Origin of the sequence: Variovorax paradoxus (genome assembly GCF_030811855.1) — a bacterium.
Taxonomy (GTDB): domain Bacteria; phylum Pseudomonadota; class Gammaproteobacteria; order Burkholderiales; family Burkholderiaceae_C; genus Variovorax; species Variovorax paradoxus_L.
In genome coordinates this window covers 1-25,097 of record NZ_JAUSRN010000015.1, presented here as the reverse complement: position 1 = coordinate 25,097, position 25,097 = coordinate 1, and the positions used below count along the sequence as shown (strand labels likewise).

Here is a 25,097-nt window from a genome sequence, read left to right as displayed (position 1 = left end):
GTCGTCCACGCATGCTCCCTTGCAGCGCCAGGAGACAAACCGATGACGGCCCAGACATCTTCCCCTGTTCAGACAGTCCATCCGGTGGACCAGCGCCTGCCTTCGGGCAAGCTCGCAGCCCTCGGCCTCCAGCATGTGCTCGTGATGTATGCGGGGGCCGTTGCAGTGCCGCTGATCGTCGGCCGCGCGCTCAAGCTGTCGCCCGACGAAGTCGCGCTGCTGATCTCGGCCGACCTGTTCTGCTGCGGCATTGCCACGCTGATCCAAGCGCTGGGCGCGACGCAGTGGTTCGGCATCAAGCTGCCGGTGATGATGGGCGTGACCTTCGCATCGGTCGCGCCGATGGTCGCCATTGCCAACGCCAACCCGGGGCAGAACGGCGCTCAGCTGCTGTTCGGCGCCATCATCGGCGCGGGCGTGGTGTCGATACTGATCGCACCGTTGGTGAGCCGCATGCTGCGCTTCTTTCCGCCGGTGGTCACGGGCACCATCATCGCGGTCATCGGCATCAGCCTGATGCGCGTGGGCATCAACTGGATCTTCGGCAACCCCGTGGGCCCGACGGCGCCGGCGCTGGTCGATCCGGTCTACGCGAAGTGGCTGGCCGAGGTAACTTCGCCGGGCAGCTCGATTCCCGCAGTGCCCAAGGGCTTTGCCATCATGCCGACGGTGCCCAACCCAAAGTACGCGGACCTCTCGGGCTTCGGCGTGGCGGCGTTGGTACTGGTGTCCATCCTGCTGATCGTCAAGTATGCGAAGGGCTTCATCGCCAACATCTCGGTGCTGCTGGGCATTGCGATTGGCGCTGTGGTGGCCTCGATCACGGGGCTCATGACCTACGAGAAAGTCGGCAAGGCGGCCTGGGTGGACGTGGTGCTGCCGTTCCACTTCGGCATGCCGCAGTTCGACCCGATCCTGATCCTCACGATGACGCTGATCATGATCGTGGTGATGATCGAATCGACCGGCATGTTCCTCGCGCTCGGCGAGATGACCGACCGGAAGATCGGCCAGAAGGACTTGGCGCGCGGATTGCGCACCGACGGCCTGGGCACGCTCATCGGAGGCATCTTCAACACCTTTCCGTACACCAGCTTTTCGCAGAACGTGGGGCTGGTGGCTGTCACGGGCATCAAGAGCCGCTATGTCTGCGTGGCCGGCGGCGTGATCCTGATCGTGCTGGGCCTGCTGCCGAAGATGGCCGCGCTGATCGAATCGCTGCCCACCGTGGTGCTCGGCGGCGCGGGGCTGGTGATGTTCGGCATGGTGGCGGCCACGGGCATCCGCATTCTTTCGGGCGTGGACTTCAAGACCAACCGCCACAACGCAATGATCGTCGCGGTGTCGATCGGCATCGGCATGATTCCGCTCATCGCACCCAACTTCAAACAGTGGATGCCGCATGCGATTCACTCGCTGGTCGAATCGGGCATCCTGCTGGCGTCGATCACCGCAGTGCTGCTGAACCTGTTCCTCAATGGCGCGAAGCACGACGAGCAGGCCGTGATCGACGCGGCCAAACAGGCCGAAGCGCACTAGGGCGCCGTCACGTCAGATCATCGCCAGGGGTGTCTTGCGACGTGGCGGCGGGTACAGCCGATCCAGTTCTGCGAGGGTGGCTGCGTCCAGTGTCAGCCGAGCGGCGGCGAGGTTCTCTTCGAGGTGCTTGCTGCGCACCGCTGGTTGGCCGCGCAGCCGGACCCCTCGCCCACCACCTGCGTCAGCTCTTCCATGTCGTCGAGATCGAAATTGCTCACGCCCCAGTGCACGACGCGCCCTTGAGCCACCAGCGCCTGCATGGCATTAGCCGTTTCGCTCAGCGGATGGCTGCCGCGCCAGTGCAGCAGGTAAAGGTCGATCGTGTCCAGGCCGAGGCGCTTCAGGCTGCGCTCGCAGGCTTCGGGCGTTCCGCGCCGGCTCGCGTTGTGCGGGTACACCTTGCTGACGATGAAGAGTTCGTCGCGCCGCACGTCGCCGGCCTGCAGGGCTTCAGCCAGCGCCTGGCCCACCACCATTTCCGCGCCGCCCTCGCCGTACATCTCGGCAGTGTCGATCAGGCGGTAGCCCATGGCGATGGCTTCGCGCACCGCGGCCACTTCAGCCTTGCGGCGGCTGGCCACCTCGCCCATTCGCCAAGTGCCGAGACCCAGGACCGGGATTTCGCCGGAGTTTGAAAGAGGCAATGTTCGCATCGGGCACATCCTAAATCCCTACGAGCCGCCCCCATGGGAGCGCGAAGTTGTTACCCGAGGAAAAAATTGACTGCGGGCGCATGAGACGCAGCCGATCACGCGCGTGGGGGGCCGAGTCCTACAGATGCGAGGCCGCAATCTTTCGCAAAGTGGCCGTAAGGCATGGGCGCCGCCGAAGCACGTCGGTCGGACTGCCGCATACCTTCAACTGATGAGGAGATTTTTTATGCACACGATCAAGGATGTCATGAGCCGGGACGTTCAAGTCATCAGTCCCGACGCAACGATTGCCGAGGCCGCGCGCTGCATGCGAGACGGCGACTTCGGCATGATGCCGGTGGGTGAGAACGATCGGATGATCGGCTCCATTTCGGACCGGGACATCGCCATTCGAGCGGTGGCTGAAGGCCGCGGCGGCGACGCCAAGGTGCGCGACGTGATGTCGGAGCACATCCGCTGGGCTTACGAAGACGAGCCGGTGACGCGCGCTGCCGCGATCATGGGCGAGTACCAGATCAGGCGCCTGCCGATCGTCAACCGCGACAAGCGCCTCGTGGGCATCGTGGCGCTGGGCGACATTGCCGTGAAAGAACGCAAACCGGCGCCCGCGGCCGAAGCGCTCTGCGAAATCTCGGAACCCGCCTGAAAAAAAGAGCCGCCGTCGGCCAAATTCCTACAGTGCTTCGGCATCTCGCTGACACAAGGAATGCCACCGGCGGCGCAATCTGTTTTTCGGATGTGGTGCGCTCCTCTGGGCCCCGACGGTGCTTTTGTGAAACTTGGAGAGCACGACGCAAGGATCCCCAGACAAGCTGGCGGACCCGCCCAATGAGCTTGGCTCGTGGGCAAAAGCGCATGGCATGAAAAGCGCGCCACATCCCCCCTTCAAGTTGAGAGCACTAACGACGAGCCGATGTCTTTTTTTCTGAGGATGCGGCCGAAAGGATTCCCCATGAGCAAAACCCTTCTCGATGGCGCCAAGGTCGCCATTCTCGTGGCCGATGGCTTCGAGCAGTCCGAGATGACGGAGCCCCGCAAAGCCCTGGAGGCGGCCGGCGCCGTTACCAAAATCGTCTCGCCAAAGAACAACACGGTGAGCGGCTGGAAGCATCACAAAACGGCCGATGAGTTCAACGTTGACATACCCCTTTCGCAGGCGGCAGCGCATGAGTTCGATGCGCTGCTGCTGCCCGGCGGCGTGATGAACCCCGATGCGCTGCGCATCGACGAGGAGGCCGTCACCTTCGTTCGCGACTTCTTCAAAGCCGGCAAGCCCGTGGCCGCCATCTGCCACGGACCCTGGACGCTGATAGAGGCCGGAGCGGTCCAGGGCCGCACGCTGACGTCGTGGCCATCCCTCCGCACCGATCTGTCGAATGCCGGCGCCAAGTGGGTCGACAGCGAAGTCGTGGTCGACGGCAACCTGATCACGAGCCGCAAGCCGCAGGACCTGCCGGTCTTCGATCGGGAGATGGTCAGGCTGTTTGCAGGGGCGCTCGCTCACGCTTGAGCGACTTGCCCCTTCTTTTAGCGGTCGGTCTCACGGAACCAGTAGGTTCTCTTAGCCGTCGATCCTCTGGTACCGATAGACCGGCTTGCGATCAGGTTTGACCTTGGGAACGATCTTGTTCGGAGACAAGACAGTTGGCCCCGAGCATCCAATACAGAATGGCACGGTCTTCCCATCGATGGAAACCAACCCGCCTACAGGCGACGGTGGAATGCCCTGAGAACTGAACGTGTCCGGCGCATAAAGACCTGCCGAATTCGGCGCGATCACGCCCGTCTGGAAATCTACCTTGTACGCCCGTCCGACACCCAGGTTCGAACACTGGTTCGTGCTGCCGGGAGTGCTCGTCGCTTTGGGTTGGAACGTGCTGAAGTAAGTCAGCCCGCCGATGGTCAGTGGCGTGGTGACGACCTGCTCGAACGGCGTGCTCGTGGTGGAAAGATTCCTGTACCAGCCATTCGGCGCCAAGGTCGTCGGATCGACAGTCGTGGTGACGCTGGTCACGTTCGTCAATTGATTGGCGCTGGCCAGCGATGCATCGGTGCCGAAGCCGTTCACGACCGTGGGCTTGGTGGCCGTCGTTGGCCCTGTCTTGGTGATGTCGTCACGAATGCCGTAGAAGCGGTTGTTGACCAATGCGGCGCTGCCTGAGGCCAGGGGTTTTTCGCGATCGCCCGTGCCAACCAGAACGGTTGCCTGTGTGCCAAGCATGACGACGCTGGGTGCATTCATGAACTTGCGCTGTTCCGAGGCGGTGGTCCAGTCGCTCACCGTCGCGATCTTGTTCCACGGCCAGTCGGCGACGCTGCTGTAGCTCGCGTAGCTGCTGTTCGGGTTAGTGGTGTTGATGCGCCAGATATTGCCGCGCGTGTCGACGGCGTACAGGAGGTCGATGATGCCGTCACCGTTGACGTCGACCGACGTCATGTCGGCGACGAAGCGGCCGGCCGTCGAATCCAGATCGAAGAATCGATAGTTGGCCGCTTTGCCGGTTCCGGCGTCCATCACGAAAATGCCGCGCCCTTGCGTGCAGGTGATGGTCGCGTCGTCCTCGCAGCTGTCGTAGCCGGCCCCGAAGGCGACCAGCGTGGTAGTTGCCGTTCCGATCTTCACGCGGATGGCGACCGGCGTGGACCAGGTCTGACCCAGGTTGCTGTTGTCGGTGTTGCTGAACTTCCACATCAGCGTCGGTTGATTGCCGCCGGTGCCGGGCTTGTTCGTTGCATTGAACGCATAGACCGCACGCCCGCCGCGGCGCATAGTCGGGTAGATCCACAGCTTGCTCAACACGCCGTTGGCCACCTCCTGGTAGCCGCCGATGGAACCATCGAAAAAGTAGGTCTTCGGTGCGGCGCCGGTGGCCGTTACACCGGGGAACTTGATCAGCGGATAGTTCGAATGCACCCGATCCAGCAGATTCCAGGACCCCGTACTGTCGGTGCCGCTCCAGTGTTCCGGCGCGACAAAGGCCCAGAGTTCGTTGCCGGCGCCGGTGCCGGTCTGGTTGCCGTTGACCGCGTGCAACATGCCGTCGCCGGCGCCGTAAAACACCACGACGTCGTTCGTGCTGCCCGAGCCGTAGTTCACCGCGAGGGGCCGCGAATGAACCACTTCGCCGTGCACCGTCGGGCGAGTGGTGGGGCCTGGTGTCACCGTGCCGGTGCTCGGGTCCGTTGCCGGGTAAGTCGTGGTGACCAGATCGCCGGACGAGTTGAAGGTGCTGTTGCCGTCGCCCACATTCTGGCCCCGTGCCCAGTTGACCAAGGTCGCGCTCGTGGTGCCCTTGCTCAGGCCCGCGCTGGGAATCGTCACGTTCGTCGCGTTGAAGTCGACCACGGAACCGCAGGTGGTGTCTGTGCAAGTCCGGATGTTGCGGGCTGCATGTCCAAGATTGCGCAGCTTCTGACCAGTGGCTCCCCGTTCGACGAGCGGACCGTCAGGCAAATCGGAGTACTTGCTTAAAGTGGAGTAGTTCGCGTTTCCGCAACTCGACGCCGTCCCGGTCACGCTCTGCCAGTAAGTGCCGCTGTCGGCCGTCCCGTAGCTCGCCGCGCAATTCAGGATGAAGCCGCTCGACGTGTCGACTGCGGGATTGGGATTGCCTGCCGCGTCGGTGGTGGAATCGGCGAGGTAAAGAGCGTTGCCATTGAGCGCAAACTTGTACTGCTTCATGTTGCCGGCCCAGCGCTGATAGGCGCTTTCCTGTGGCCGAAAAACGCCCATGAACACCTGGTTCAGGAAGGTGCCCTGGGCATTCACGCTCACCGGCAGCGAGGCGGACGCAAACACGCTGTTGACCGATGCGATCTGGGTCAGGGTCTGCTTGAGCGCGTTGATCAGCGCCAGCAGATCGCCGCCCACTGCAAAGTAGCCGCCGGCGTAGTCGCCGGGTACCTTGCCTCGGCCGACGGCTGCCATGGTCTGAAGCAGCTTCGCCTGCTTCAGGTCCTGCGATTGGTTGTAGACGTCGATCGTGAAGGTCTCGACCCTCTGCTGGCCGTCGGTCGAGTTCACGTCGGTGTCGTAGAGGAATTTGGCCCACTCGTCGGCGAAGCGGACATTGGTTTTGTCGTTGGTGGTCAGAGGCGTCGGATAGATCTGCAGCCCCGGGTCATAGCGGAGACGCGACATCAGGGTGTTCGTGGGATACGGTGAGGCGCTCGTATCGGTTCCGTACTCCTGGTTCGGCCACGTATTGCCGATCAGGATGATGTAGTTCTTGCCGCAGCTGTTCGCGTCGATCGGGCTCTTGTAGATGGTCCTTTCCGTAGCGTTCGTGAATGCATTCGGGTCCTCAAGGGCGTTCTTGGTGCCATAGCGCGTGGGGCCGAACCCCGTGGCGCTCACCGGGGAGCCGGCCGTACCGCCGGAACCGGAGGCGACCAGGTCTGGCCGCGACCAGCCGCCGAAGTACTTGAAGGCCTCGTAGAGGCCGGCGCCGTATTCGGCCGAGGAGGGTCCTTTGAAATCCGATCCCGTGATGTTGGCGTCGATGTTGGTCAGGTCCGCGATGATCGACTTCGTTACGTCGGTAACCGTGCACTGGTCCTTCAGCGGCTTGATCTCATGGCGGATGTAGCCCGATATGACATTGTTGCCATCGACCGAACCGCTGTTGAACATCATCAAGCCGGCATTGATGTCCACTGCGGCGGCTCCGGTTGGCGGGCACGCGAGTTCGTTGAGCACGAGTTTCAGCGCGCGAACTTCGACCTGCCCTTGCACCAACTTTGGATCCCCGCTGCAGGCTGACGTCGAATTGCAGAAGATTTGATAGACGTAGCTTTGGCATGTGGTCCGTGCCGAGCCACTGTAGTTTCCGCACTTCGCCAGGACAGACGAGTAACTCCAAGCCTGATTGTTGGCCGACCAGTTTGAGCTGTTGTCCAGGTAGAAGAGAACATTGGGCGCCGAGGCGCTTCCTCCGCCTGCATACAGGTCGATGTCTTCGGCCGCGGCCCGCGAGTGCAGGACCGTGACGGCGAGAATCGCCACGACGAGTCGGAAGGAAAGGGTTTTCATCGGTGATCTTTCTGGCTATATCGCGATCAGGAGCAGCTGTCCGTGAGCGCCGTGATGTCCGTGCGAACCTCAACGCCCTGCTGGACAAGCGGCGCGGCACTCAGCAGCTTCGGATCGTTCGCTTGCGCCTGCATGTCGTACAACACGGTGGCGCACAGCGAGTTATCGTTGGGAGAGCCCGACGCGCTCGTATCGACGATGGTCAGGCCGGGGGAACCTCCGCCACCAAAGCAGGAGGCGTCCGTCGAGGCCACGTAATAGGTGCCGGACGCATTTCTCTGGACGAGTTCCGCACTCTTGATCACGCGGGCACGCTTGCATTCGAGGTTCTTGATCGCGACGTTCATCGAACCGGCGGTGCCGGCGGCGCTGTCATCGGTCTTGCTCGTGCCGAGATTGACGCTGGTGGTCGAGCCTGTTGCGGTCCTGTACGACGGATCCCAGCTGGTGTAGGGCTGATTCATCACCGTATCGAGCGCGTAATTTGCTGCTGCTACTGCTTCGGATCGCACCTGCTCATTGCCGACAATCTGCGTGTGGCGCGTGGACAGCCGAATGACGCTGATCGCGATGAGGCTGATCATCAGCAGCATCACCATGCCGATCATCAGCACGGCGCCGGACTGGGCACGGTGCGCTCGGCGGACACTTGGCATCTTCATGATTCGCTGCGGGCCTTGGGGGTGATGAAAGAGATATAAGTGCTGTAGACGCGCCGCTTCGGGTTGCCGGCGGAATTTGCGGTAACGCTGACGGTGGTGTCCCCGCCGAGCACGAAGCTCGCGGCATTCTTGGTGTACCGGCTCGGATCGCTGGAGCGGGCCAGCAGCCAGATTCGTACGCCGATGACTTGCGTCCAGTCGGTAGGCGGCACAGCCAGCGCATCGGGCGCGGCCGCGTACACATCGGGTGTTCCGTCTGCGGGGGTGCCTGTGTCGAACGCGTACTCGATTTGCAGCTGCTCGATGTTCTCGACCAGCACCACTGGATCGGGAAGCCCGCCGCTGAGCGGAATGTCCTGATAGCTCAGCGCGTTCGCCGCACTGACGTAGTAGATGCGGCGAACGAGCTTGCGCTTCGGTGCCGCCGTGCCGGCGCAGGTTTTGGTTTGAAGCGTGAACGTGGACGCACCGGTACCGCCCCGTCCAAGAACGATCGGAGTCGTGCTGTATTCGGTGCCGCACTCGGACACCTGCAAATAGGCATCTGCATTCGACTCGGCCGGGCAATTCGGGTCGCCGACGGCACAGGTACTCGCTCGCTGAATGAAAAGCGCGTCGGTCCCGGCTTTGCGCGCGATGCAAGATGGATCCGCGTCGACATTCGCGCCTGACGCGCTGCCAAGCCCCAGTACGTTGTAGGTCAACGAGTCTTTCCAGGCGGCAAGATTCGCGACTCCGGTCAGGCACATGGCTGTCGCTACAGTCATGTCCGCCGGAATCCTGGTAGTGGCCGCCGTGGGTTTGACCAGGGATCCGTAGAACCCCGTCTGCGACAACTCGCGGTTCAGAACGTCCAGGGCATAGCGCCCGTTTTCGTTCACGTCCGCGCTCATTTCAATCTCGCGTCGGGACTGGCTTCCGCCAGCAAAAAGGACACTCATGGCCGCGACGATCAGCAGGCCGATGGCGAGCGCAATCATCAATTCGATGAGCGTGAGCCCTCGTTGATGACGGGGACGACTTTGTGAAATCGAGGTGCGGGCGAGGTGGTACATGTAGGCCTCAAGATGCCTTGTGCAAGTCCGGCACCAGTACGCGGACGGTTGCGCCGCGCCGCAGCCCGGCACCGAAATTCACAGCGCTGGCACACTTGCCCGCTGGAGAATCGGCATCTGGTTCAGCACCACGCGATTTACCTTGCCACACCACGGTGACGTAAATGTCGGCCAGCGCGTTGTTCTCCGCCGGGACGACCCGGATCAGGCAGCCGCGGGCGCCGATCATGGCCCCGACCTTCGAAGTGCCCTCCATGGCCGCCGTGCCTTGCAGCGCCAGCCCCCACTGGCACATTTCGAACTTTGCCTCCGCCAGCGGAACGCCTGCTCCCCCGACGCATACGGAAGCGGTGCTGAAGTCCTTGGCATTCGCGCCCGAACCCACGTAAACACTGCCGTCGGTGGAACTGACGGCAGAATCGAGGTAGCCGGTCACGATGGTTCGCGAATCGGTCAGGCGGGCTTGCATTTCTCGCACCAGCGCAAGCGCCTCGCCACGCTGATATGACTCAAATTCGATGACGGCCGCCCTGGCCTGCATCCCGATCACGCCCAGAAGGCCAACAAGCATCACGGCGATGGTCACCAGCACTTCGATGAGCGTGAAGCCGCGCGTGCCGGTCGCCCGCGCACGGAATCGATGAAGGTCAGTTACGAGCATGATGTCGATTGGGTGACGGCCCGGCCGCTGGCAGAAATGCAGACCCAGCGATTGACGTTGGCAGACGGGACGCTGAGCTGGATCGAGGACGAGCCGCCAGAAGTCAGCCGGCCGGAGGAGTTGAAGACGAACAGCAGGTTGCCGCCCGTCGAGGTGGTGGATACGACGGAGGGGGAGCCTGCCTGCTGAAGGAGTGCGGTGCCCGTTCCGTCGCTGCTTTGGGTGATGTTCCAGTCCCCGACGACGGAGTTGCTGCCCGCATTCGTGAAGCTGAACGCCACGTTGTCATTGCGCTTGAGTGCCTCGCTGCGAGCGACCCAAAGCGATTCAGTCAGCGCCGAGGCGACGGACTTGATCCGCTGCGTTGCAATCAGTTGCTGGAACGAGGGCATGGCCAGCGCCGCCAGGATGGCGACGACTGCCACGGTGACCATCAACTCGATGGCCGTGAAGCCGACCTGGCGACCGCGCCGCGCCTCGCGCCGAGCCTGGGTCAATGACTCCGGGTTTTCCATCGCGTCACTTGCCCCAGTAACCCGAGGTGTTTGCGGGTGTCTTGGCGCCCGTGTTGTCGATCGTTATTGCCTGCTCACTCGACACGGCCTGACTCCCCGCGGGAGTGGCCGTTGCCGTGAAGCCGCCAGACGAGCAGTCCGCCGGAGAGCAAGCGACCGTGATCGTGTAGGCGCTCTGGATTTCGGTAGGCATCACGAAACCGATATCCGCCAGGACGGTGGTGTACACACGCCGGTCGAGAAGGTAGGTTTGTTCCTTGCTGGCCAGATCCATCAGGGCGGCCTGGGCAGTCGCCCGCTTCCCTTTGCGGATGTAGGACGCATAGGATGGGTATGCGATGGCCGCCAGGATCCCCACGATCGCGACGGTGATCATCACCTCTATCAGCGTGAAGCCGCGCACCCGCGCCAGCCTCGTCCGGAGACCGGACAAGCTGGAACGCATCGACGCCGCCTTCGATTTTCTCAAGAACTGATACATAAGCTACCCGTTCGGCCACCCGCTCTCTATTTGAAGCGAAAGCGGGCCCGCAAGTCATTTGAATGTGACTATATGTGAGTAATGTGAAAATGTCACACTAATTCATATTGGTTGCGTGAGTGCGACGCCCGCAGGGAAGACGGGAATACCCTCGAACGGAATCTGAGTCTTCTTGCCTACATTGCTTGTATGCAAGATCTCGGTGATCTTGCATTCAACCGATGGAAGGTCGCCCCATGCCCCGTTTCGCCAAATCCCTCTTCGGCCAGGTCGTCATTGCGCTGGTGCTAGGCGTGCTCGCTGGCCTCTTCATACCTGAGTTCGCCGTCAAGCTCAAGCCGCTCGGCGACGGTTTCATCAAGCTGATCAAGATGATCATCCCGGTGCTGGTTTTCTGCGTGGTGGTGCACGGCATCGCGGGCGCGGGCGACCTGAAGCGCGTGGGCCGGGTCGGCGTGAAGGCGCTGATCTACTTCGAGGTGCTGACCACCATCGCGCTGGCGATGGGCCTGGTGCTGGCCTTCGTGTTCCAGCCGGGCGTGGGCATGAACGTGGACCCGGGCAAGCTCGACGCCAACGCCATGAGCGCCTACGCCTCCAACGCCGACAAGCTCACGAGCGGCGGCACGGTCGAGTTTCTGATGAAGTTGATTCCCACCACGGTGGTGAACGCCTTTGCCACCGGCGACGTGCTGCAGGTGCTGCTGTTCGCGGTGCTGTTCGGCTGCGCGCTGTCGCTGCTCGGAGAGCGCGGCAAGCCGGTGGGCGCAGTGGTGGACGCGCTCTCGCTGGTGCTGTTCAAGATCATGGGCATCATCATCAAGCTGGCGCCGCTCGGCGTGCTGGGCGCCATTGCCTTCACGGTGGGCAAATACGGCATCGGCTCGCTCAAGCAGCTCGGCATGCTGGTCGCCCTCTTCTACGGCGCGGTGCTGATCTTCGTGTTCGTGGTGCTCGGGCTGGTCATGCGCTTTTCGGGCTTCAGCCTGTGGAAGCTGCTGCGCTACCTGCGCGAAGAGCTCGCGATCGTGTTCGCCACCACCTCGTCGGACAGCGTGCTGCCTCAGATCATGGCCAAGCTGCGCCGCATGGGCATTCGCGATTCGACGGTGGGCCTGGTGATTCCCACGGGCTACTCGTTCAACCTGGACGCCTTCTCGATCTACATCACGTTGGCGGCCGTGTTCATCGCGCAGGCCACCAACACGCCGATCTCGATGGCGGACCTCTTGACCATCCTGGCCATTGCGCTAGTCACCTCCAAAGGCGCGCACGGCGTGCCGGGCTCGGCTATCGTGGTGCTGGCGGCCACGCTGCACGCGATTCCGGCGATTCCCGCCATCGGGCTGGTGCTGGTGCTTTCGGTCGACTGGTTCATGGGCATCGCCCGCGCGTTGGGCAACCTGATCGGCAATTGCGTGGCCACGGTGGCCATTGCGGCCTGGGAGGGCGATATCGACCGCGAGCGCGCCCATGCCGTGCTCAATGGAACCGAGTCGCCCGACGACGAGCCGCTGGCCGAGCCCGAGCTGCCCGCCGCGCCCCTGGGTGCGGGAGCCGCCAGCCACTGAGCCCGATGCCCGCCGACGTCACTCCAACCTCCATTGCCGAACGGGTGGTCGAGGCCATCCTGGCGCAAAAGCTCGCGCCTGGCGAACGGCTTGGCGAGCAGGCGCTGGCCGAGAACTTCGCGGTCAGCCGGACCATGGTGCGCGAGGCGCTCATGCAGTTGCAGGCGCGCGGCTTCGTCGAGGTGCAGTCGCGCCGCGGCTGGTACGTGGTGGAGCCCTCGGCCGACGAAGCGCGCGATGCCTTTTCGGCGCGGCGCATCGTCGAAGCCGGCATCCTGGCCGAAAGCGAAGGCCGGCCCTTGCAGAACGTGATTCGCAAGCTGCGCGACCACATTGCGGACGAGCAGCGCGCCATCGAGGCTGCCGACGCCGCCACACGCGCCTTCCTGCTGGCGGATTTTCATGTGTGCCTGGCCGAGCAGATGGGGCACCAGCTGCTGGTCGACGTGCTACGCGACCTCACCGCCCGCACCACGCTGGCCGCCACGCTCTACCAGTCACGGCACGAGGCCGGGCAGTCTTGCGCGGAACATGGCGCCATCGTCGCCGCACTGGAGGCCGGCGATACGGCCCGGGCGCGCGCGCTGATGATCGATCACATCGGCAACGTCGAGCGCTCACTCGAGGTAGACCCCACGGCCGAGCCCGACGCCCCGGCCCGGCTGCGCGCCACCCTGGCGCCGGTAGCGCTGCCGCGCGCCAGGCGCTGACGCCGCCCGGGTCGGTTCGGCGCCGGCCAAAGCGGCTACAGGGACAAGGGCCTGCCGGCCGACACGGGCGCGTGTTCCGGCTCGGCTACAGTCCGAATCACCTATGAATTCACCCCAACTCCAGCGCGGCGTGTTCCTCGCCCTGCTCGCCGTCGTCACTGTTGCCTTCTTGTGGGTGCTGATGCCGTTCTTCGGCGCGGTGCTGTGGGGCGTTGCGCTCGCGATCCTGTTCACCCCGCTCTACAAGCGGCTGCTCAAGCAAATGCCCGGCCGGCACAACGCGGCGGCGTTGTCGACGCTGACCATCTGCCTCTTCATCGTGATTCTTCCGCTGGCCATGGTCGGGGTGTCGCTGGTGCAGGAAATCGTACAGGTCACGCAGAACATCCGTTCCGGGCAGATCAATTTCGCGGCCTATTTCCAGCAGATCCTCAATGCCTTGCCGCAATGGCTGCTGAGCATCTTCGACCGCTTCAACCTCGGCGACATGGAGGCCTGGCAAGCCAGGATTTCCGCAGGCGCCGCACAAGGCAGCCAGCTCATCGCAGGCCAGGCGCTCACCATCGGCCAGAACACCTTCGACTTCGTCATCAGCTTCTTCGTGATGCTGTACCTGCTGTATTTCCTGGTGCGCGACGGGGCGGGTCTGTCGAAGATGATGCGCGAAGCGGTGCCACTGGCCAAGCCGCACACGCACTACCTGCTCAACAAGTTCACCACCGTGATCCGCGCCACGGTGAAGGGCAACGTGGCGGTGGCCATTGCGCAGGGCGCGATCGGCGGCATTGCGTTCTGGCTGCTCGGCGTGCAGGGCGCGCTGCTGTGGGCCGTGCTGATGGCCTTTCTCTCGCTGCTGCCTGCCGTGGGCGCAGCGCTCATCTGGGGCCCGGTGGCCATCTATTACCTGGCAACGGGCCATTTCTGGCAGGGCGGCATCCTGATTTTCATTGGCGTGTTCGTGATCGGGCTGGTCGACAACGTCCTGCGCCCGGTGCTGGTGGGCAAGGACACGCAGATGCCCGACTACATCGTGCTGATGTCGACCATCGGAGGCATGGCAATCTTCGGCGTCAACGGCTTCGTGATCGGGCCGGTGATCGCGGCGCTGTTCATGGCGGCGTGGAGCCTGTTCATCGAGTCGGGCCAGCTGGAAGCCGAGCCCGGCGAAGACAAGAAGAACAGCTGAAGCAAGGCCCAAGCAGGGCGGGCTTGGGCACCAGGCGGCACGCCCCGCGCTTGCCGCGTGCATTTCGCGCGTGCATTTTCGCGTTTCATCGCAAGGTGCTGGCGAGCGCCTGGCGCCTGCGAGATCGTCTAGGCCTCCAACTTCCGACGAGGCCTTTTCGATGAACTCCCATCTCTCCCGCCCGGGTGTGCGCGCCCTGTGCGCCGCCGCACTCCTTTCGCCGCTTACCGCGCTGGCAGCCGACCTGAGCCTTTCCGTCGCCGACGGCCCGGCCACCGAAGCCACGCTCTACGTGGCGCTGTACAACGACGCCGCGAGCTACGCCGACAGCAAGGCCGTGGCCTCGCAGACCGCGCCGATGCAGGGCGGCAAGGCCCGTCTCGTTTTCACGGGACTGGCGCCCGGGCGCTACGCGCTGCGGGCGTTCGCCGACGAGAACGGCAACGGCAAGCTCGACACCAACCTCATAGGCATGCCGGCCGAGCGCTACGGCTTCTCGAACGACGCAAAGGGCAACCGCGCCGCGCCGGCCTTCGAAGCTGCGGCGATCAGCGTCGAGGCCGACCTGCAGACCGTCATTCACCTGCGCTGAGGAGCAAACCGCCATGGAACGACGCGAACTCCTGCGCTTGCTGGCTTCGGCCGGCGCCCTGCCCCTCTTGGCACCACTGGCACCCCTGGCCCGCGCGGCCGGCACCGCCGACGACTGGCAAGCCCAGTTCGAAGCCGCCGGCGCGCCCTGGAAGGCCGGCTTCGCCACGCCGCCGGACGACCTGCCGCTGACCCGCGCCACGGTGCGCGGGCGCTTTCCCGATGCCGTGGCCGGCACGCTGTTTCGCATCGGCCCGGCCGGCCACGACCTGGGCGGCGAGCGCTATCACCACTGGTTCGATGGCGACGGCATGGTGCACCGCTTCGTGATCGAAGGCACCGACGTGCGGCACCAGGGCCGCTACGTCGCCACCCCCAAGCGCGTGGCCGAGGCCCGGGCCGGCCGCCGCCTGTTCGAAGCCTTCGGCACCATGCCGCCGGGCGTCGAGCCACCGACCTCGGCCGACAGCATCAACGTCGCCAACACCAGCGTGCTGCCAATGCAAGGCGAGGTGCTGGCGCTGTGGGAAGGCGGCTCGGCCACGCGCGTCGACGCGCGCACGCTGGACACGCTCGGCGTGAAGACCTGGCGCGCCGACCTCGCGGGCATGCCGTTCTCGGCCCACCCCAAGGTCGATCCGGACGGCACGGTGTGGAACTTTGGCGTGAGTTCCGGCCAGGGCCTGCTGGCGCTGTACGAAATTGCGCCCGACGGCACGCTGCGGCGCGCAGCCGTGGTGCCGGTGGCAGACATGCCGATGGTCCATGACTTCGCCGTGACCGAGCGGCACCTGGTGTTCCTGATGCCGCCACTGGTCTACGACGGCAAGCGCAAGGAGGCCGGCGCGAGCTTTCTCGACGCCCACGTCTGGCGGCCGGAACTCGGCATGCGCGCGCTGGTCGTCGACAAGCAGAACTGGGAGCGGCGCCAGATGCTCACGCTGCCGGCCGGCTTCCTGTTCCATGTGGGCAATGCCTGGGAAGAAGACACGCCGCGCGGCACGCTCGTCCACATCGACTACGTGCGTTCGGACAACGCTGACTCGGTGTTTACCTCCAACCGCGAGGTGATGCGCGCACGCCGCGTGAAGAGCGCCTCGCCGCACTTGACCGTCGCCACGCTGAACCTCGGCACCGGCAAGGCCACGCAGCAGGCGCTGGCGCAGGAAGCCGAGTTTCCACGCATCGACCCGCGGCGCGTGGGCCTGCGCCATCGCCATGTGGTTCATGCTACGCAGACGCGCCTCGACGTGCCGGGCTTCGGCGCGATCGCGCGAAGCGATGTCGAAAGCGGCCGCAGCCAGCGCTTCAGCTACGGCGCCCAGGCCATGGTGGAAGAGCATGTCTTCGTGCCGGACGGCACCAGGCCCGGCTGGGTGCTGGGCACGGTGCTCGATTTCGGCCGGCAGAAGACAGTGCTGTCGTGCTTCGCGGCCGACCACCTGGCGGCGGGACCGGTGGCACAGGCCACGCTGCCCTACGCACTGCCGCTGGGCCTACACGGCGCCTTCGTGCCCGCCTGAAGCGCATCGCGGCGCTCAGGCCGCCCACCACCCTTCGGCAAACCGCCCCTGCAGGAAGGCCACGAAGCCCGATACCTTGCCCGGCACCAGCTTGGGCGAGGGAAAGACAGCGTGGATCTCCTGCTCGGGCAGCTTGTGGTCGCCGAGCACTTCGAGCACCTTGCCCGATGCCAGCGATTCGCTCGCCACGTAGCGCGGCATGAGCGCAATGCCCAGGCCGTCGCGCGCCGCGGCCAGCACGGCGGAAAGGTTGTTCGAGCGAAAGCGGCCCGAGACGGGCACTGTCACCGCATCGCCCTTGGGCGTATGCATGCGCCAGAACTCGTCGCCCACAACGCTGCTGTAGATGAGCGCCACGTGCGCGCTCAGGTCCTGCGCACGCTTGGGCGTGCCGTGCTTCTTCAGGTAGCCCGGCGCCGCGACCATGGCCCAGGGGTTGGTGCCGAGATAGCGCGCTCCCAGCGATGAATCGGCGAGCTTGCCCATGCGGATGGCCACGTCGATGCCCTGTGCGATGAGATCGACATAGCGGTCCTCGAAGCTCAGGTCGAGCTGCACCTGCGGATGGCGGCGCATGTACTCGAGCGCCAGCGGCACCACCACCCGGCGGCCGAAGGCCACCGAAGTGCCGATGCGCAGCAGCCCCTGCGCCTGGTTTTGGCGCAGCTGCACGATGCTCTCAGCCTCCTCGGCCTCGCGCACGATGTTCTTGCACTTCTCGTAGTAGAGCGCGCCCGGTTCCGTGAGGCTCACGCCGCGCGTGTTGCGGTTGAGCAGCCGCACCTTCAGCCGCGCCTCGGTGGCCGCGACCTGCTTGGTCACGGTGGGCTGCGTGGTGTGGAACTCGAGCGCCGCCTTCGAGAAGCTGCCGGTCTCGACCACGCGCACGAACATTTCCATTGCGAGCAATCTGTCCATGGCAGGATCGTACTGACTTATTCCGCTGTGGAATAGGTTTTATGGCCCCCAGCCGTCTTCTTCGAATGGCCTCTGCTTCCTAAAGTGGACGCCACTCAAGGAGACAGTCCCATGGCAAAAATGAAAGCGGTCCAGGCCGCCGTGCTGGTGATGGAAAAAGAAGGCGTGACGCAGGCCTTCGGCGTGCCCGGCGCCGCCATCAACCCGATGTATTCGGCCCTGCGCCAGCGCGGCAGCATCGGCCACATCCTCGCGCGCCACGTCGAAGGCGCCTCGCACATGGCCGAGGGCTACACGCGTGCCGTGGCCGGCAACATCGGCGTGTGCATCGGCACCTCGGGGCCGGCAGGCACCGACATGATCACGGGCCTCTATTCGGCCTGGGCCGATTCGATTCCCATCCTTTGCATCACCGGCCAGGCGCCGCGCGCGCGGCTCTACAAGGAAGACTTCCAGGCGGTGGACATCGAGTCGATCTCCAAGCCGGTCACCAAGTGGTCGGTCACGGTGCGGGAACCCGGCCAGGTGCCGCAGGTGTTCCAGCAGGCCTTCCACCTCATGCGCTCGGGCCGTCCGGGCCCCGTGCTCATCGACCTGCCCTTCGACGTGCAGATGGCCGAGATCGAGTTCGACATCGACAGCTACGAACCGCTCATCCCCTACAAGCCGGCCGCCACGCGGGCCCAGATCGAGAAGGCAATTGCCATGCTCAACGCGGCCGAGCGCCCGCTGATCGTGGCCGGCGGCGGCGTCATCAACGCCGATGCTTCCGACCTGCTCGTGCGCTTTGCCGAAGCCACCGGCGTGCCGGTAATTCCCACGCTGATGGGCTGGGGTTCGATTCCTGACGACCATCCGCTGATGGCCGGCATGTGCGGCCTGCAGACCAGCCACCGCTACGGCAACGCGACGATGCTGGCGAGCGACTTCGTGCTCGGCATCGGCAACCGCTGGGCCAACCGCCACACGGGCTCGGTGGATGTGTACACCAAGGGCCGCACCTTCGTGCACGTGGACATCGAGCCCACGCAGATCGGCCGCGTGTTCACGCCCGACTTCGGCATCGTCTCGGACGCCAAGGCCGCTCTCGAACAGTTCGTGGCCGTGGCCGAGGAGATGAAGGCTGCAGGCAAGCTGCCCGACCGCCGCAGCTGGGCCAAGTCGTGCATCGAGCGCAAGAAGACCATGCTGCGCAAGACCAATTTCGACAGCGTGCCGATGAAGCCGCAGCGCGTGTACCAGTGCATGAACAACAACTTCAGCAACGACACCTGCTACGTGAGCACCATCGGGCTCTCGCAGATCGCGGCCGCGCAGTTCCTGCACGTGTACAACCCGCGCCACTGGATCAACTGCGGCCAGGCCGGCCCACTGGGCTGGACCATCCCCGCCGCACTGGGCGTGCGCGCTGCCGACCCGACGCGCAAGATCGTCGCGCTTTCGGGCGACTACGACTTCCAGTTCATGATCGAAGAGCTCGCGGTGGGCGCGCAGTTCAAGCTGCCGTACATCCACATCGTGGTCAACAACTCCTACCTCGGGTTGATTCGCCAGGCGCAGCGCGGCTTCGAGATGGACTACTGCGTGCAGCTCGCGTTCGACAACATCAATGCGGGACCTGACGCCGGCATCGAGAGCAGCTACGGCGTCGATCACTTGAAGGTCGTCGAAGGCCTGGGCTGCAAGGCGATCCGGGTGAACACGCAGGAAGAGATCGCGCCGGCCATCCAGCGCGCCGAAGCGCTGATGGCCGAGTTCAGCGTGCCGGTCGTCATCGAGGTGATGCTGGAGCGCGTGACCAACATCGCAATGGGCACCGAGATCGACAACATCACCGAGTTCGAGCCCCTGGCCGAGCACCCGGCCGATGCACCGACCGCCGTCGCGGCCGAGATGCTGGACTGAGCAGGGAGACACGCACCATGCCCAAGTTCGCAGCCAACCTCACGATGCTCTTCGCCGAGCTGCCGTTCATGCAACGTTTCGAAGCCGCCGCCAAGGCCGGTTTCGAGGCGGTGGAATATCTGTTCCCCTACCCCTTCGAAAAGAAGGAGCTCGCCGCCGCACTGCGTGCCAACGGCCTGCAGCAAGTGCTGCACAACCTGCCGGCCGGCGACTGGGACAAGGGCGAGCGCGGCATCGCCTGCCATCCGGACCGCACCGGCGAGTTCCGCGAAGGCATCGCGATGGCCATCGACTACGCCACCGCCCTGGGCTGCCCGCAGCTCAACTGCCTGGTCGGCAAGGTGCCGGCGGGCGTGAGCACCGAGGCTGCGCACAAAACCGTGGTCGAGAACCTTCGCCTGGCCGCCGGCGAACTCGAAGCGGCCGGCCTGCGACTTTTGATCGAGCCCATCAACACCTTCGACATTCCGGGCTTCTTCCTGACGCGCACCGACCAGGCGCTGGAGCTGATCGACGAGGTGGGCTCTTCCAACCTGCGGGTGCAGTACGACATCTACCACGCGCAGCGCATGGAAGGCGAACTCGGCAACACGCTGTCGAAGAACCTCGCACGCATCGGCCACATCCAGCTCGCCGACAACCCGGGGCGCGGGGAACCGGGCACGGGCGAGATCAACTACCCGTGGCTCTTCAGGCACATCGATGCGATCGGCTACGACGGCTGGATCGGCTGCGAATACAAGCCGCGCACGGACACCGTCGACGGGCTCGGATGGCGACAGGCCCTGACCCAGCAGAAGTGAACGAAGAAGACAACAGCATCCAAGGAAACTGAAGACATGTCGCAATCTCAAAAAATCGGATTCATCGGCCTCGGCATCATGGGGGCACCCATGGCGGGCCACCTGCTCGACGCGGGGCACCAGCTTTTCGTGAACACCCAGGGCAACACGCCCGAACCCTTCATCTCGAAGGCGACCATCTGCGCCTCGGCGGCCGAGGTGGCACGCCAGGCCGACATCATCTTCATCATGGTGCCCGACACGCCCGACGTGGAAAAGGTGCTGTTTGGCGAGCCGGGCACGCAGGGCGTGGCCGAGGGCCTGAAGGACTCGCGCGGCAAGATCGTGGTCGACTGCAGCTCCATCGATCCGATTGCCACCAAGGGTTTTGCCAAGCGCATCATCGCGCTCGGCTGCGGCTACATCGACGCGCCGGTCTCGGGCGGCGAAGTGGGCGCCAAGGCCGCGAGCCTCACCATCATGTGCGGCGGCGACGAAGGCACCTTCGGCCAGGTGCGGCCGCTGCTCGAGAAAATGGGCAAGAACGTCACGCTCGTCGGCAACGTGGGCGACGGCCAGGTCTGCAAGGTGGCCAACCAGATCATCGTGGCGCTGAACATCGCGGCGGTGGGCGAGGCGCTGCTGTTCGCCTCCAAGGCGGGGGCCGATCCGGCCAAGGTGCGGCAGGCGCTGATGGGCGGCTTCGCCAGCTCACGCATCCTCGAAGTGCACGGCGAACGCATGATCAAGCGCACCTTCGCGCCGGGCTTCCGCATCTCGCTGCACCAGAAGGACCTGAACCTGGCGCTGCAGAGCGCCCGGGCGCTGGACGTGGCCCTGCCGCAGACGGCCGGCGCGGCGCAGCTCATGAACGCCTGCGCGGCGCTGGGCCACGGCCAGCAGGACCATTCCGCGCTGGTGCGCGCGCTCGAAGCGCTCGCCCAGCACACCGTCACGCCAGATTGAGCCTGCGGCTCAGGTCTTCGCGGCTTCCAACGACTCTTTCAGGTTGCGCCGGCGCCATGCCCAGGTCTTCACTGCCTGCGGCAGGATGCCGATGCACGAGGCGTAGTACGTCACCTTGAAGCCCCAGAAGCGTGGGCCGATGGGCGTGTCGCGGAACAGGTCGCCCGCCAATATGGACAGCAGCGCCTCCTGCATGCGCCAGATGTTGCGCGGCGCCATGAACAGGCGGCGAATGCCCGGCGAGGTGATGCGATAGATGAACCACGAGAACATCTTCGGCCCGTGCTTCATGACCTTCTCGAAGTGGCGGAAGGCCTTTTCGGCTTCCTTCGCCTCGCCCTTGAGCCACAGGTCGGCCGCCTTGGCCGCCTCGAAGCCGCTGTTCATCGCCAGGTACACGCCCGAGGAGAACATCGGGTCGACGAAGGCATAGGCGTCGCCCACCATCATGAAGCGGTCGCCGCGGCAGAACTTGCTGTCGTAGGCGTAGTTGCCGGTGGTGGTCGCGCCTTCCATCAACGTGGCATTCTTCAGGCGTGCGGCCAGCTTGGGCGCGAGCGCGATGGTTTCCATCAGGAATTCTTCGAGCGACTTGCCTTGGCGGCGCTTGAAGTACGCGGGCGAGGCCACGGCGCCGACGCTCACGGTGCCGTCCTTCAGCGGGATGTACCAGAACCAGCCGTGGTCGAACCAGAAGAGCGAGATGTTGCCCTCGAAGCGGCCGGGCCGGCGCTCGGCATTGGCAAAGTGGCCATAGAGTGCCGCGCTCGCATGCTTGCGGTTGCGCTGCTTGGCATCGAACTGGTTCGACAGCAGCGTGTCGCGCCCGCTGGCATCGATCACGAAGCGCGGGCGCCAGCTGGTTTCGGTGCCGTCGTCGGCCTTCACCTTGACCAGCGGGCGGTTGTCGGCCGTGCCCTTGCCGGCCTCCATGTCGACACCGGTCACGCGCTGGCCTTCGAAGGTGCGCGCGCCGCGCTTGCCGGCGTGGCGGAACAGCAGTTCGTCGAACTCGGAGCGGCGCACGTGCACGGCGTAGGGAAAGCTCTTGTCCATCGCCTCGCCGAAGTCGAAGTGGCTCGAGTGGTCGTGCCAGGGCGAGACAAACTCGGCGCCGTGCTTCTTGATGCCGATGGCCTCGACCTCGGTGCGCACGCCCAGCCGGTCGAACAGCGGCATGTTCATGGGCAAAAGCGACTCGCCGATGTGAAAGCGCGGGTGTTGCGCCTTCTCGATCAGCACCACGTCGTGGCCCTTGTCGGCCAGCAGCGCGGCCACGGTGGAGCCTGAAGGCCCGCCGCCGATGACCACGACATCGGGGTCGGTGGTGGTGAAAGCTCCGGGTGTCATGCGCTACCCCTCCGTTGTATTTGTGTGTGTCTGGGTTGACGTTGGCCGGCCGCATGGGCTGCACGGCGTTGCATTGCCTTGTGCAACGTAAGTTGACCTTGGCTAACACTTTCGGAGTTTAGCGAACCGGCGTCCCGGTTCCGCGCAGGCTATGGATCCAGGCGTTTTCGGCATTCCCCCTCTCTGAACAGGCCCTACTTTTGCGGTAGCCTCATTGCCCGTCAGAAACAAGGAGACTTTTCATGGCTGCACCTCTCTCGCCCGCAGAAGAAGCTCTTCGCGAAGCAGCGCGCGAATACCACCGCTCGCCCGTCAAGGGCAAGATCTCGATCACGCCGACCAAGCCCTTGCTGAACCAGCGCGACCTGTCGCTGGCCTATTCGCCCGGCGTGGCTTATCCTTGTCTCGACATCGCGGCCGATCCGTCGCTGGCGGCCGACTTCACTGCCCGCGGCAACCTGGTGGGGGTGGTCACCAACGGCACGGCTGTGCTGGGCCTGGGCAATATCGGCCCGCTGGCTGCCAAGCCGGTGATGGAAGGCAAGGGCTGCCTGTTCAAGAAATTCGCCGGCATCGACGTGTTCGACATCGAACTGGCCGAAAACGACCCCGACAAGCTGGTCGACATCATCGCGGCGCTGGAGCCCACGCTGGGCGGCGTCAACCTCGAGGACATCAAGGCGCCCGAGTGCTTCTACATCGAGAAGAAGCTGCGCGAGCGCATGAACATCCCGGTGTTCCACGACGACCAGCACGGCACGGCCATCATCTCGGCCGCGGCGCTCATCAACGGCCTGGAACTGGTCGGCAAGAAGATCGGAGAAGTGAAGGTCGCCGTCTCGGGCGCCGGCGCGGCCGCCATTGCCTGCCTGGACGTGATGGTGGGCCTGGGCGTCAAGCCCGCCAACATCTACGCCTGCGACTCCAAGGGCCTGATCTACATGGGCCGGGCAGGCGGCTTCGACGAATCCAAGGCGCGCTACGCCCAGAAAGACACCGGCGCGCGCACGCTGGCCGACGTGGTCAAGGACGCCGATGTGTTCCTGGGCTGCTCCGCGCCCGGCGTGATGAGCGCCGACATGGTGAAGACCATGGCCGGCCAGCCGATCATCCTGGCACTGGCCAACCCGGAGCCTGAGATCCGACCCGAGCTCGCCAAGGCCGTGCGGCCCGACTGCATCATTGCCACCGGCCGCTCGGACTACCCGAACCAGGTCAACAACGTGCTGTGCTTCCCGTACATCTTCCGCGGCGCGCTCGACTGCGGCGCCAGCAAGATCACGGAAGAAATGAAGCTGGCCTGCGTGCGCGAGATCGCCGAACTCACCAAGGCCGACATCAGCGAGGAAGTGGCCACCGCCTATGCGGGGCAGGAGCTGTCCTTCGGGCCCGACTACATCATTCCGAAGCCCTTCGATTCGCGGCTCATCCTGCGCATCGCGCCGGCCGTGGCCAAGGCCGCCGCCGCATCCGGCGTGGCTGCGCGGCCCATCGAGGACATGGACGCCTACCGCCAGCACCTGACGCGCTTCGTCTACCAGACCAGCATGTTCATGCGACCAGTGTTCGGCGCCGCCAAGATCGCCGCATCCAAGCGCGTGGCCTACGCCGAGGGCGAGGACGAGCGCGTGCTGCGTGCCGCGCAGTGGGCCATCGACGAAGGCCTGGCCCAGCCCATCCTGGTGGGACGACCCGCGGTGATCGAGGCGCGCATCCAGAAGGCCGGCCTGCACATCCGCGCGGGCACCGACTTCGAGATCGTCAATCCCGAAGACGATCCACGCTTTCGCACTTACTGGGAGAGCTTCCACAAGCTCATGGGCCGCCGCGGCGTGACGCCCGAGGCTGCCAAGACCATGGTGCGCCGCTCCAACACCACCATTGCGGCGCTGATGATGCACCTGGGCGATGCCGACGCCATGATCTGCGGCCTGGTCGGGCGCTTCGACGTGCACCTGGAGCACATCCGCAACCTCATCGGCCTGAAGCACGGCGCGCCGGGATTCGCGACGCTGAACGCGCTCACCCTCGAGAAACGCACGGTCTTCATCACCGACACCAACGTGAACGAAGACCCGAGCGCCGAGCTGCTCGCGAGCATCGCGCTGATGGCAGCCGAAGAGGTGCGCCGCTTCGGGCTGCCGCCGAAGGTGGCCTTTCTCTCGCACTCGAACTACGGCACTTCGAACCGCGGCTCGGCGCGCAAGATGCGGCTCGCGCGCGACCTGTTCGCGCAGCTGGCACCCGACATCGAATGCGACGGCGAGATGCACGGCGACGCCGCGCTGTCGGAAGAAGTGCGCCGCACCGCGCTGCCCGAAAGCACCCTCACCGGCGAGGCCAACCTGCTGGTGTGCCCGAACCTCGACTCGGCCCACATCCTCTACAACGTGCTGAAGATGACCGGTGCCAACGGCATCACAGTCGGCCCCATCCTGCTGGGCGCCGCGGGCTCGGCGCACGTGCTCACGCCGTCGTCGACTGTGCGGCGCGTGGTCAACATGACGGCGCTGGCTGTGGCCAATGCGACCACGGCGCTGAAGTAGGCGCTCCCCGCTTTCGTCTCTTCGCCCGAACGCCCCGCTGCGCAACGCAGCGGGGCATTTTTCATTGCGGTCCGATCAGGTGCACGCCGTGCCACGACGCGGCGCCCGCACGCGCCAGAAGGGAGCGCCGCAGCCGCCGCTCAAGCCGTTTTCCGCCTGCTCATCATTTTTTGGGCTGGCATGCAATCTGCTAATACCCTGAGCGGATATTTTAAATATCTTATTAATATATTTAGCAGAACAGGCAGCCCCTCCGGGCTTTTCGACCACCCCTCCCTCGATTCAAGAAGCAACCCATGACCCATCCCCGCTGGCAAGGCATCTTCCCCGCCATCACCACCAAGTTCCACGCCGACGAAAGCATCGATGCCGAAGGCACCGCGCGCCACATCGACTTCCAGATCCGCAACGGCATCCACGGCCTGGTGACCTGCGGCTCGCTGGGCGAGGC

At 64.7% G+C, this 25,097-nt stretch carries 21 protein-coding genes and 1 pseudogene; 13 read left to right on the top strand and 9 right to left on the bottom strand.

Features of this window, described 5'->3' with window-relative positions; all coding sequences use genetic code 11:
• Nucleotides 1-42: 42 nt before the first annotated feature.
• Nucleotides 43-1,539: a nucleobase:cation symporter-2 family protein gene (locus J2X92_RS23705; RefSeq protein WP_307579340.1), complete on the top strand. Its 1,497-nt coding sequence runs from the start codon at nucleotides 43-45 to the stop codon at nucleotides 1,537-1,539.
• A gap of 12 nt (nucleotides 1,540-1,551) precedes the next feature.
• Here the strand turns inward: J2X92_RS23705 and J2X92_RS23700 are convergent.
• Nucleotides 1,552-2,192: pseudogene (locus tag J2X92_RS23700) on the bottom strand (aldo/keto reductase).
• 226 nt (nucleotides 2,193-2,418) lie between these two features.
• Between J2X92_RS23700 and J2X92_RS23695 the strand changes: the two are divergent.
• Both J2X92_RS23695 and J2X92_RS23690 read left to right on the top strand, forming a co-directional pair.
• Nucleotides 2,419-2,838, top strand: a complete 420-nt coding sequence (locus J2X92_RS23695) for a CBS domain-containing protein (RefSeq protein WP_307579336.1) — start codon at nucleotides 2,419-2,421, stop codon at nucleotides 2,836-2,838.
• A gap of 306 nt (nucleotides 2,839-3,144) precedes the next feature.
• Entirely contained in the window at nucleotides 3,145-3,702 is a 558-nt protein-coding gene (locus J2X92_RS23690; protein ID WP_307579335.1) for a type 1 glutamine amidotransferase domain-containing protein, read from the top strand.
• Nucleotides 3,703-3,753: 51 nt separating this feature from the next.
• On the opposite strand, the gene J2X92_RS23685 is transcribed toward J2X92_RS23690, so the two are convergent.
• The 6 genes from J2X92_RS23685 to J2X92_RS23660 are packed head-to-tail and all read right to left on the bottom strand — an operon-like array spanning nucleotide 3,754 to nucleotide 10,598.
• Complete coding sequence (locus J2X92_RS23685; RefSeq protein WP_307579333.1) at nucleotides 3,754-7,224, bottom strand: pilus assembly protein; 3,471 nt, start codon at nucleotides 7,222-7,224, stop codon at nucleotides 3,754-3,756.
• A 26-nt stretch (nucleotides 7,225-7,250) separates the two neighbouring features.
• Nucleotides 7,251-7,886 (bottom strand): pilus assembly PilX family protein, encoded by a 636-nt coding sequence (locus J2X92_RS23680; protein WP_307579331.1) that lies wholly within the window; start codon nucleotides 7,884-7,886, stop codon nucleotides 7,251-7,253.
• Nucleotides 7,883-8,941, bottom strand: coding sequence for a PilW family protein (locus J2X92_RS23675; protein ID WP_307579329.1), 1,059 nt, complete (start codon nucleotides 8,939-8,941; stop codon nucleotides 7,883-7,885). The genes J2X92_RS23680 and J2X92_RS23675 overlap by 4 nt, the downstream gene beginning before the upstream one ends.
• A 7-nt stretch (nucleotides 8,942-8,948) precedes the next feature.
• On the bottom strand, nucleotides 8,949-9,602 hold the full coding sequence (locus J2X92_RS23670) for a prepilin-type N-terminal cleavage/methylation domain-containing protein (RefSeq protein WP_307579327.1): 654 nt from the start codon (nucleotides 9,600-9,602) through the stop codon (nucleotides 8,949-8,951).
• Complete coding sequence (locus J2X92_RS23665) at nucleotides 9,593-10,117, bottom strand: GspH/FimT family pseudopilin (RefSeq protein ID WP_307579325.1); 525 nt, start codon at nucleotides 10,115-10,117, stop codon at nucleotides 9,593-9,595. Before J2X92_RS23665 ends, J2X92_RS23670 begins: the two co-directional genes overlap by 10 nt.
• 4 nt (nucleotides 10,118-10,121) lie before the next feature.
• Nucleotides 10,122-10,598, bottom strand: a complete 477-nt coding sequence (locus J2X92_RS23660) for a type IV pilin protein (protein WP_307579323.1) — start codon at nucleotides 10,596-10,598, stop codon at nucleotides 10,122-10,124.
• A 236-nt stretch (nucleotides 10,599-10,834) separates the two neighbouring features.
• Between J2X92_RS23660 and J2X92_RS23655 the strand changes: the two genes are divergently transcribed.
• From J2X92_RS23655 to J2X92_RS23635, 5 genes are all read left to right on the top strand, one after another.
• Nucleotides 10,835-12,169, top strand: coding sequence for a C4-dicarboxylate transporter DctA (locus J2X92_RS23655; RefSeq protein ID WP_307579321.1), 1,335 nt, complete (start codon nucleotides 10,835-10,837; stop codon nucleotides 12,167-12,169).
• 5 nt (nucleotides 12,170-12,174) lie between these two features.
• Nucleotides 12,175-12,879 carry a GntR family transcriptional regulator gene (locus J2X92_RS23650; RefSeq protein WP_307579319.1) on the top strand — a complete coding sequence of 235 codons (705 nt, stop codon included), beginning with the start codon at nucleotides 12,175-12,177 and terminating at the stop codon, nucleotides 12,877-12,879.
• 103 nt (nucleotides 12,880-12,982) lie between these two features.
• Complete coding sequence (locus J2X92_RS23645; RefSeq protein WP_307579318.1) at nucleotides 12,983-14,065, top strand: AI-2E family transporter; 1,083 nt, start codon at nucleotides 12,983-12,985, stop codon at nucleotides 14,063-14,065.
• 160 nt (nucleotides 14,066-14,225) lie between these two features.
• Nucleotides 14,226-14,657 (top strand): DUF2141 domain-containing protein, encoded by a 432-nt coding sequence (locus J2X92_RS23640; RefSeq protein ID WP_307579317.1) that lies wholly within the window; start codon nucleotides 14,226-14,228, stop codon nucleotides 14,655-14,657.
• A gap of 13 nt (nucleotides 14,658-14,670) precedes the next feature.
• Nucleotides 14,671-16,179 (top strand): carotenoid oxygenase family protein, encoded by a 1,509-nt coding sequence (locus J2X92_RS23635; protein WP_307579315.1) that lies wholly within the window; start codon nucleotides 14,671-14,673, stop codon nucleotides 16,177-16,179.
• A gap of 15 nt (nucleotides 16,180-16,194) precedes the next feature.
• Here the strand turns inward: J2X92_RS23635 and J2X92_RS23630 are convergent, their stop codons facing one another.
• Nucleotides 16,195-17,097, bottom strand: a complete 903-nt coding sequence (locus J2X92_RS23630) for a LysR family transcriptional regulator (protein WP_307579313.1) — start codon at nucleotides 17,095-17,097, stop codon at nucleotides 16,195-16,197.
• 111 nt (nucleotides 17,098-17,208) lie between these two features.
• Here J2X92_RS23630 and gcl point away from each other — a divergent pair, with 111 nt between their 5' ends.
• From gcl to J2X92_RS23615, 3 genes are read left to right on the top strand one after another with little or no spacing between them, the layout of a single operon-like run.
• On the top strand, nucleotides 17,209-19,002 hold the full coding sequence (gene gcl, locus J2X92_RS23625) for a glyoxylate carboligase (protein WP_307579311.1): 1,794 nt from the start codon (nucleotides 17,209-17,211) through the stop codon (nucleotides 19,000-19,002).
• Nucleotides 19,003-19,019: 17 nt separating this feature from the next.
• Nucleotides 19,020-19,805 (top strand): hydroxypyruvate isomerase, encoded by a 786-nt coding sequence (hyi, locus tag J2X92_RS23620; RefSeq protein WP_307579309.1) that lies wholly within the window; start codon nucleotides 19,020-19,022, stop codon nucleotides 19,803-19,805.
• Between the two features lie 36 nt (nucleotides 19,806-19,841).
• Nucleotides 19,842-20,750 carry a 2-hydroxy-3-oxopropionate reductase gene (locus J2X92_RS23615; protein WP_307579307.1) on the top strand — a complete coding sequence of 303 codons (909 nt, stop codon included), beginning with the start codon at nucleotides 19,842-19,844 and terminating at the stop codon, nucleotides 20,748-20,750.
• A 9-nt stretch (nucleotides 20,751-20,759) separates the two neighbouring features.
• On the opposite strand, the gene J2X92_RS23610 is transcribed toward J2X92_RS23615, so the two are convergent.
• Nucleotides 20,760-22,100 (bottom strand): NAD(P)/FAD-dependent oxidoreductase, encoded by a 1,341-nt coding sequence (locus J2X92_RS23610; protein ID WP_307579305.1) that lies wholly within the window; start codon nucleotides 22,098-22,100, stop codon nucleotides 20,760-20,762.
• A gap of 242 nt (nucleotides 22,101-22,342) precedes the next feature.
• Between J2X92_RS23610 and J2X92_RS23605 the strand changes: the two genes are divergently transcribed.
• Together J2X92_RS23605 and J2X92_RS23600 are read left to right on the top strand one after the other, a co-directional pair.
• Nucleotides 22,343-24,646, top strand: a complete 2,304-nt coding sequence (locus J2X92_RS23605; protein ID WP_307579303.1) for an NADP-dependent malic enzyme — start codon at nucleotides 22,343-22,345, stop codon at nucleotides 24,644-24,646.
• A 296-nt stretch (nucleotides 24,647-24,942) separates the two neighbouring features.
• Nucleotides 24,943-25,097, top strand: a 155-nt coding sequence (locus J2X92_RS23600; RefSeq protein ID WP_307579546.1) for a dihydrodipicolinate synthase family protein, incomplete at its 3' end; no start/stop codon positions are given.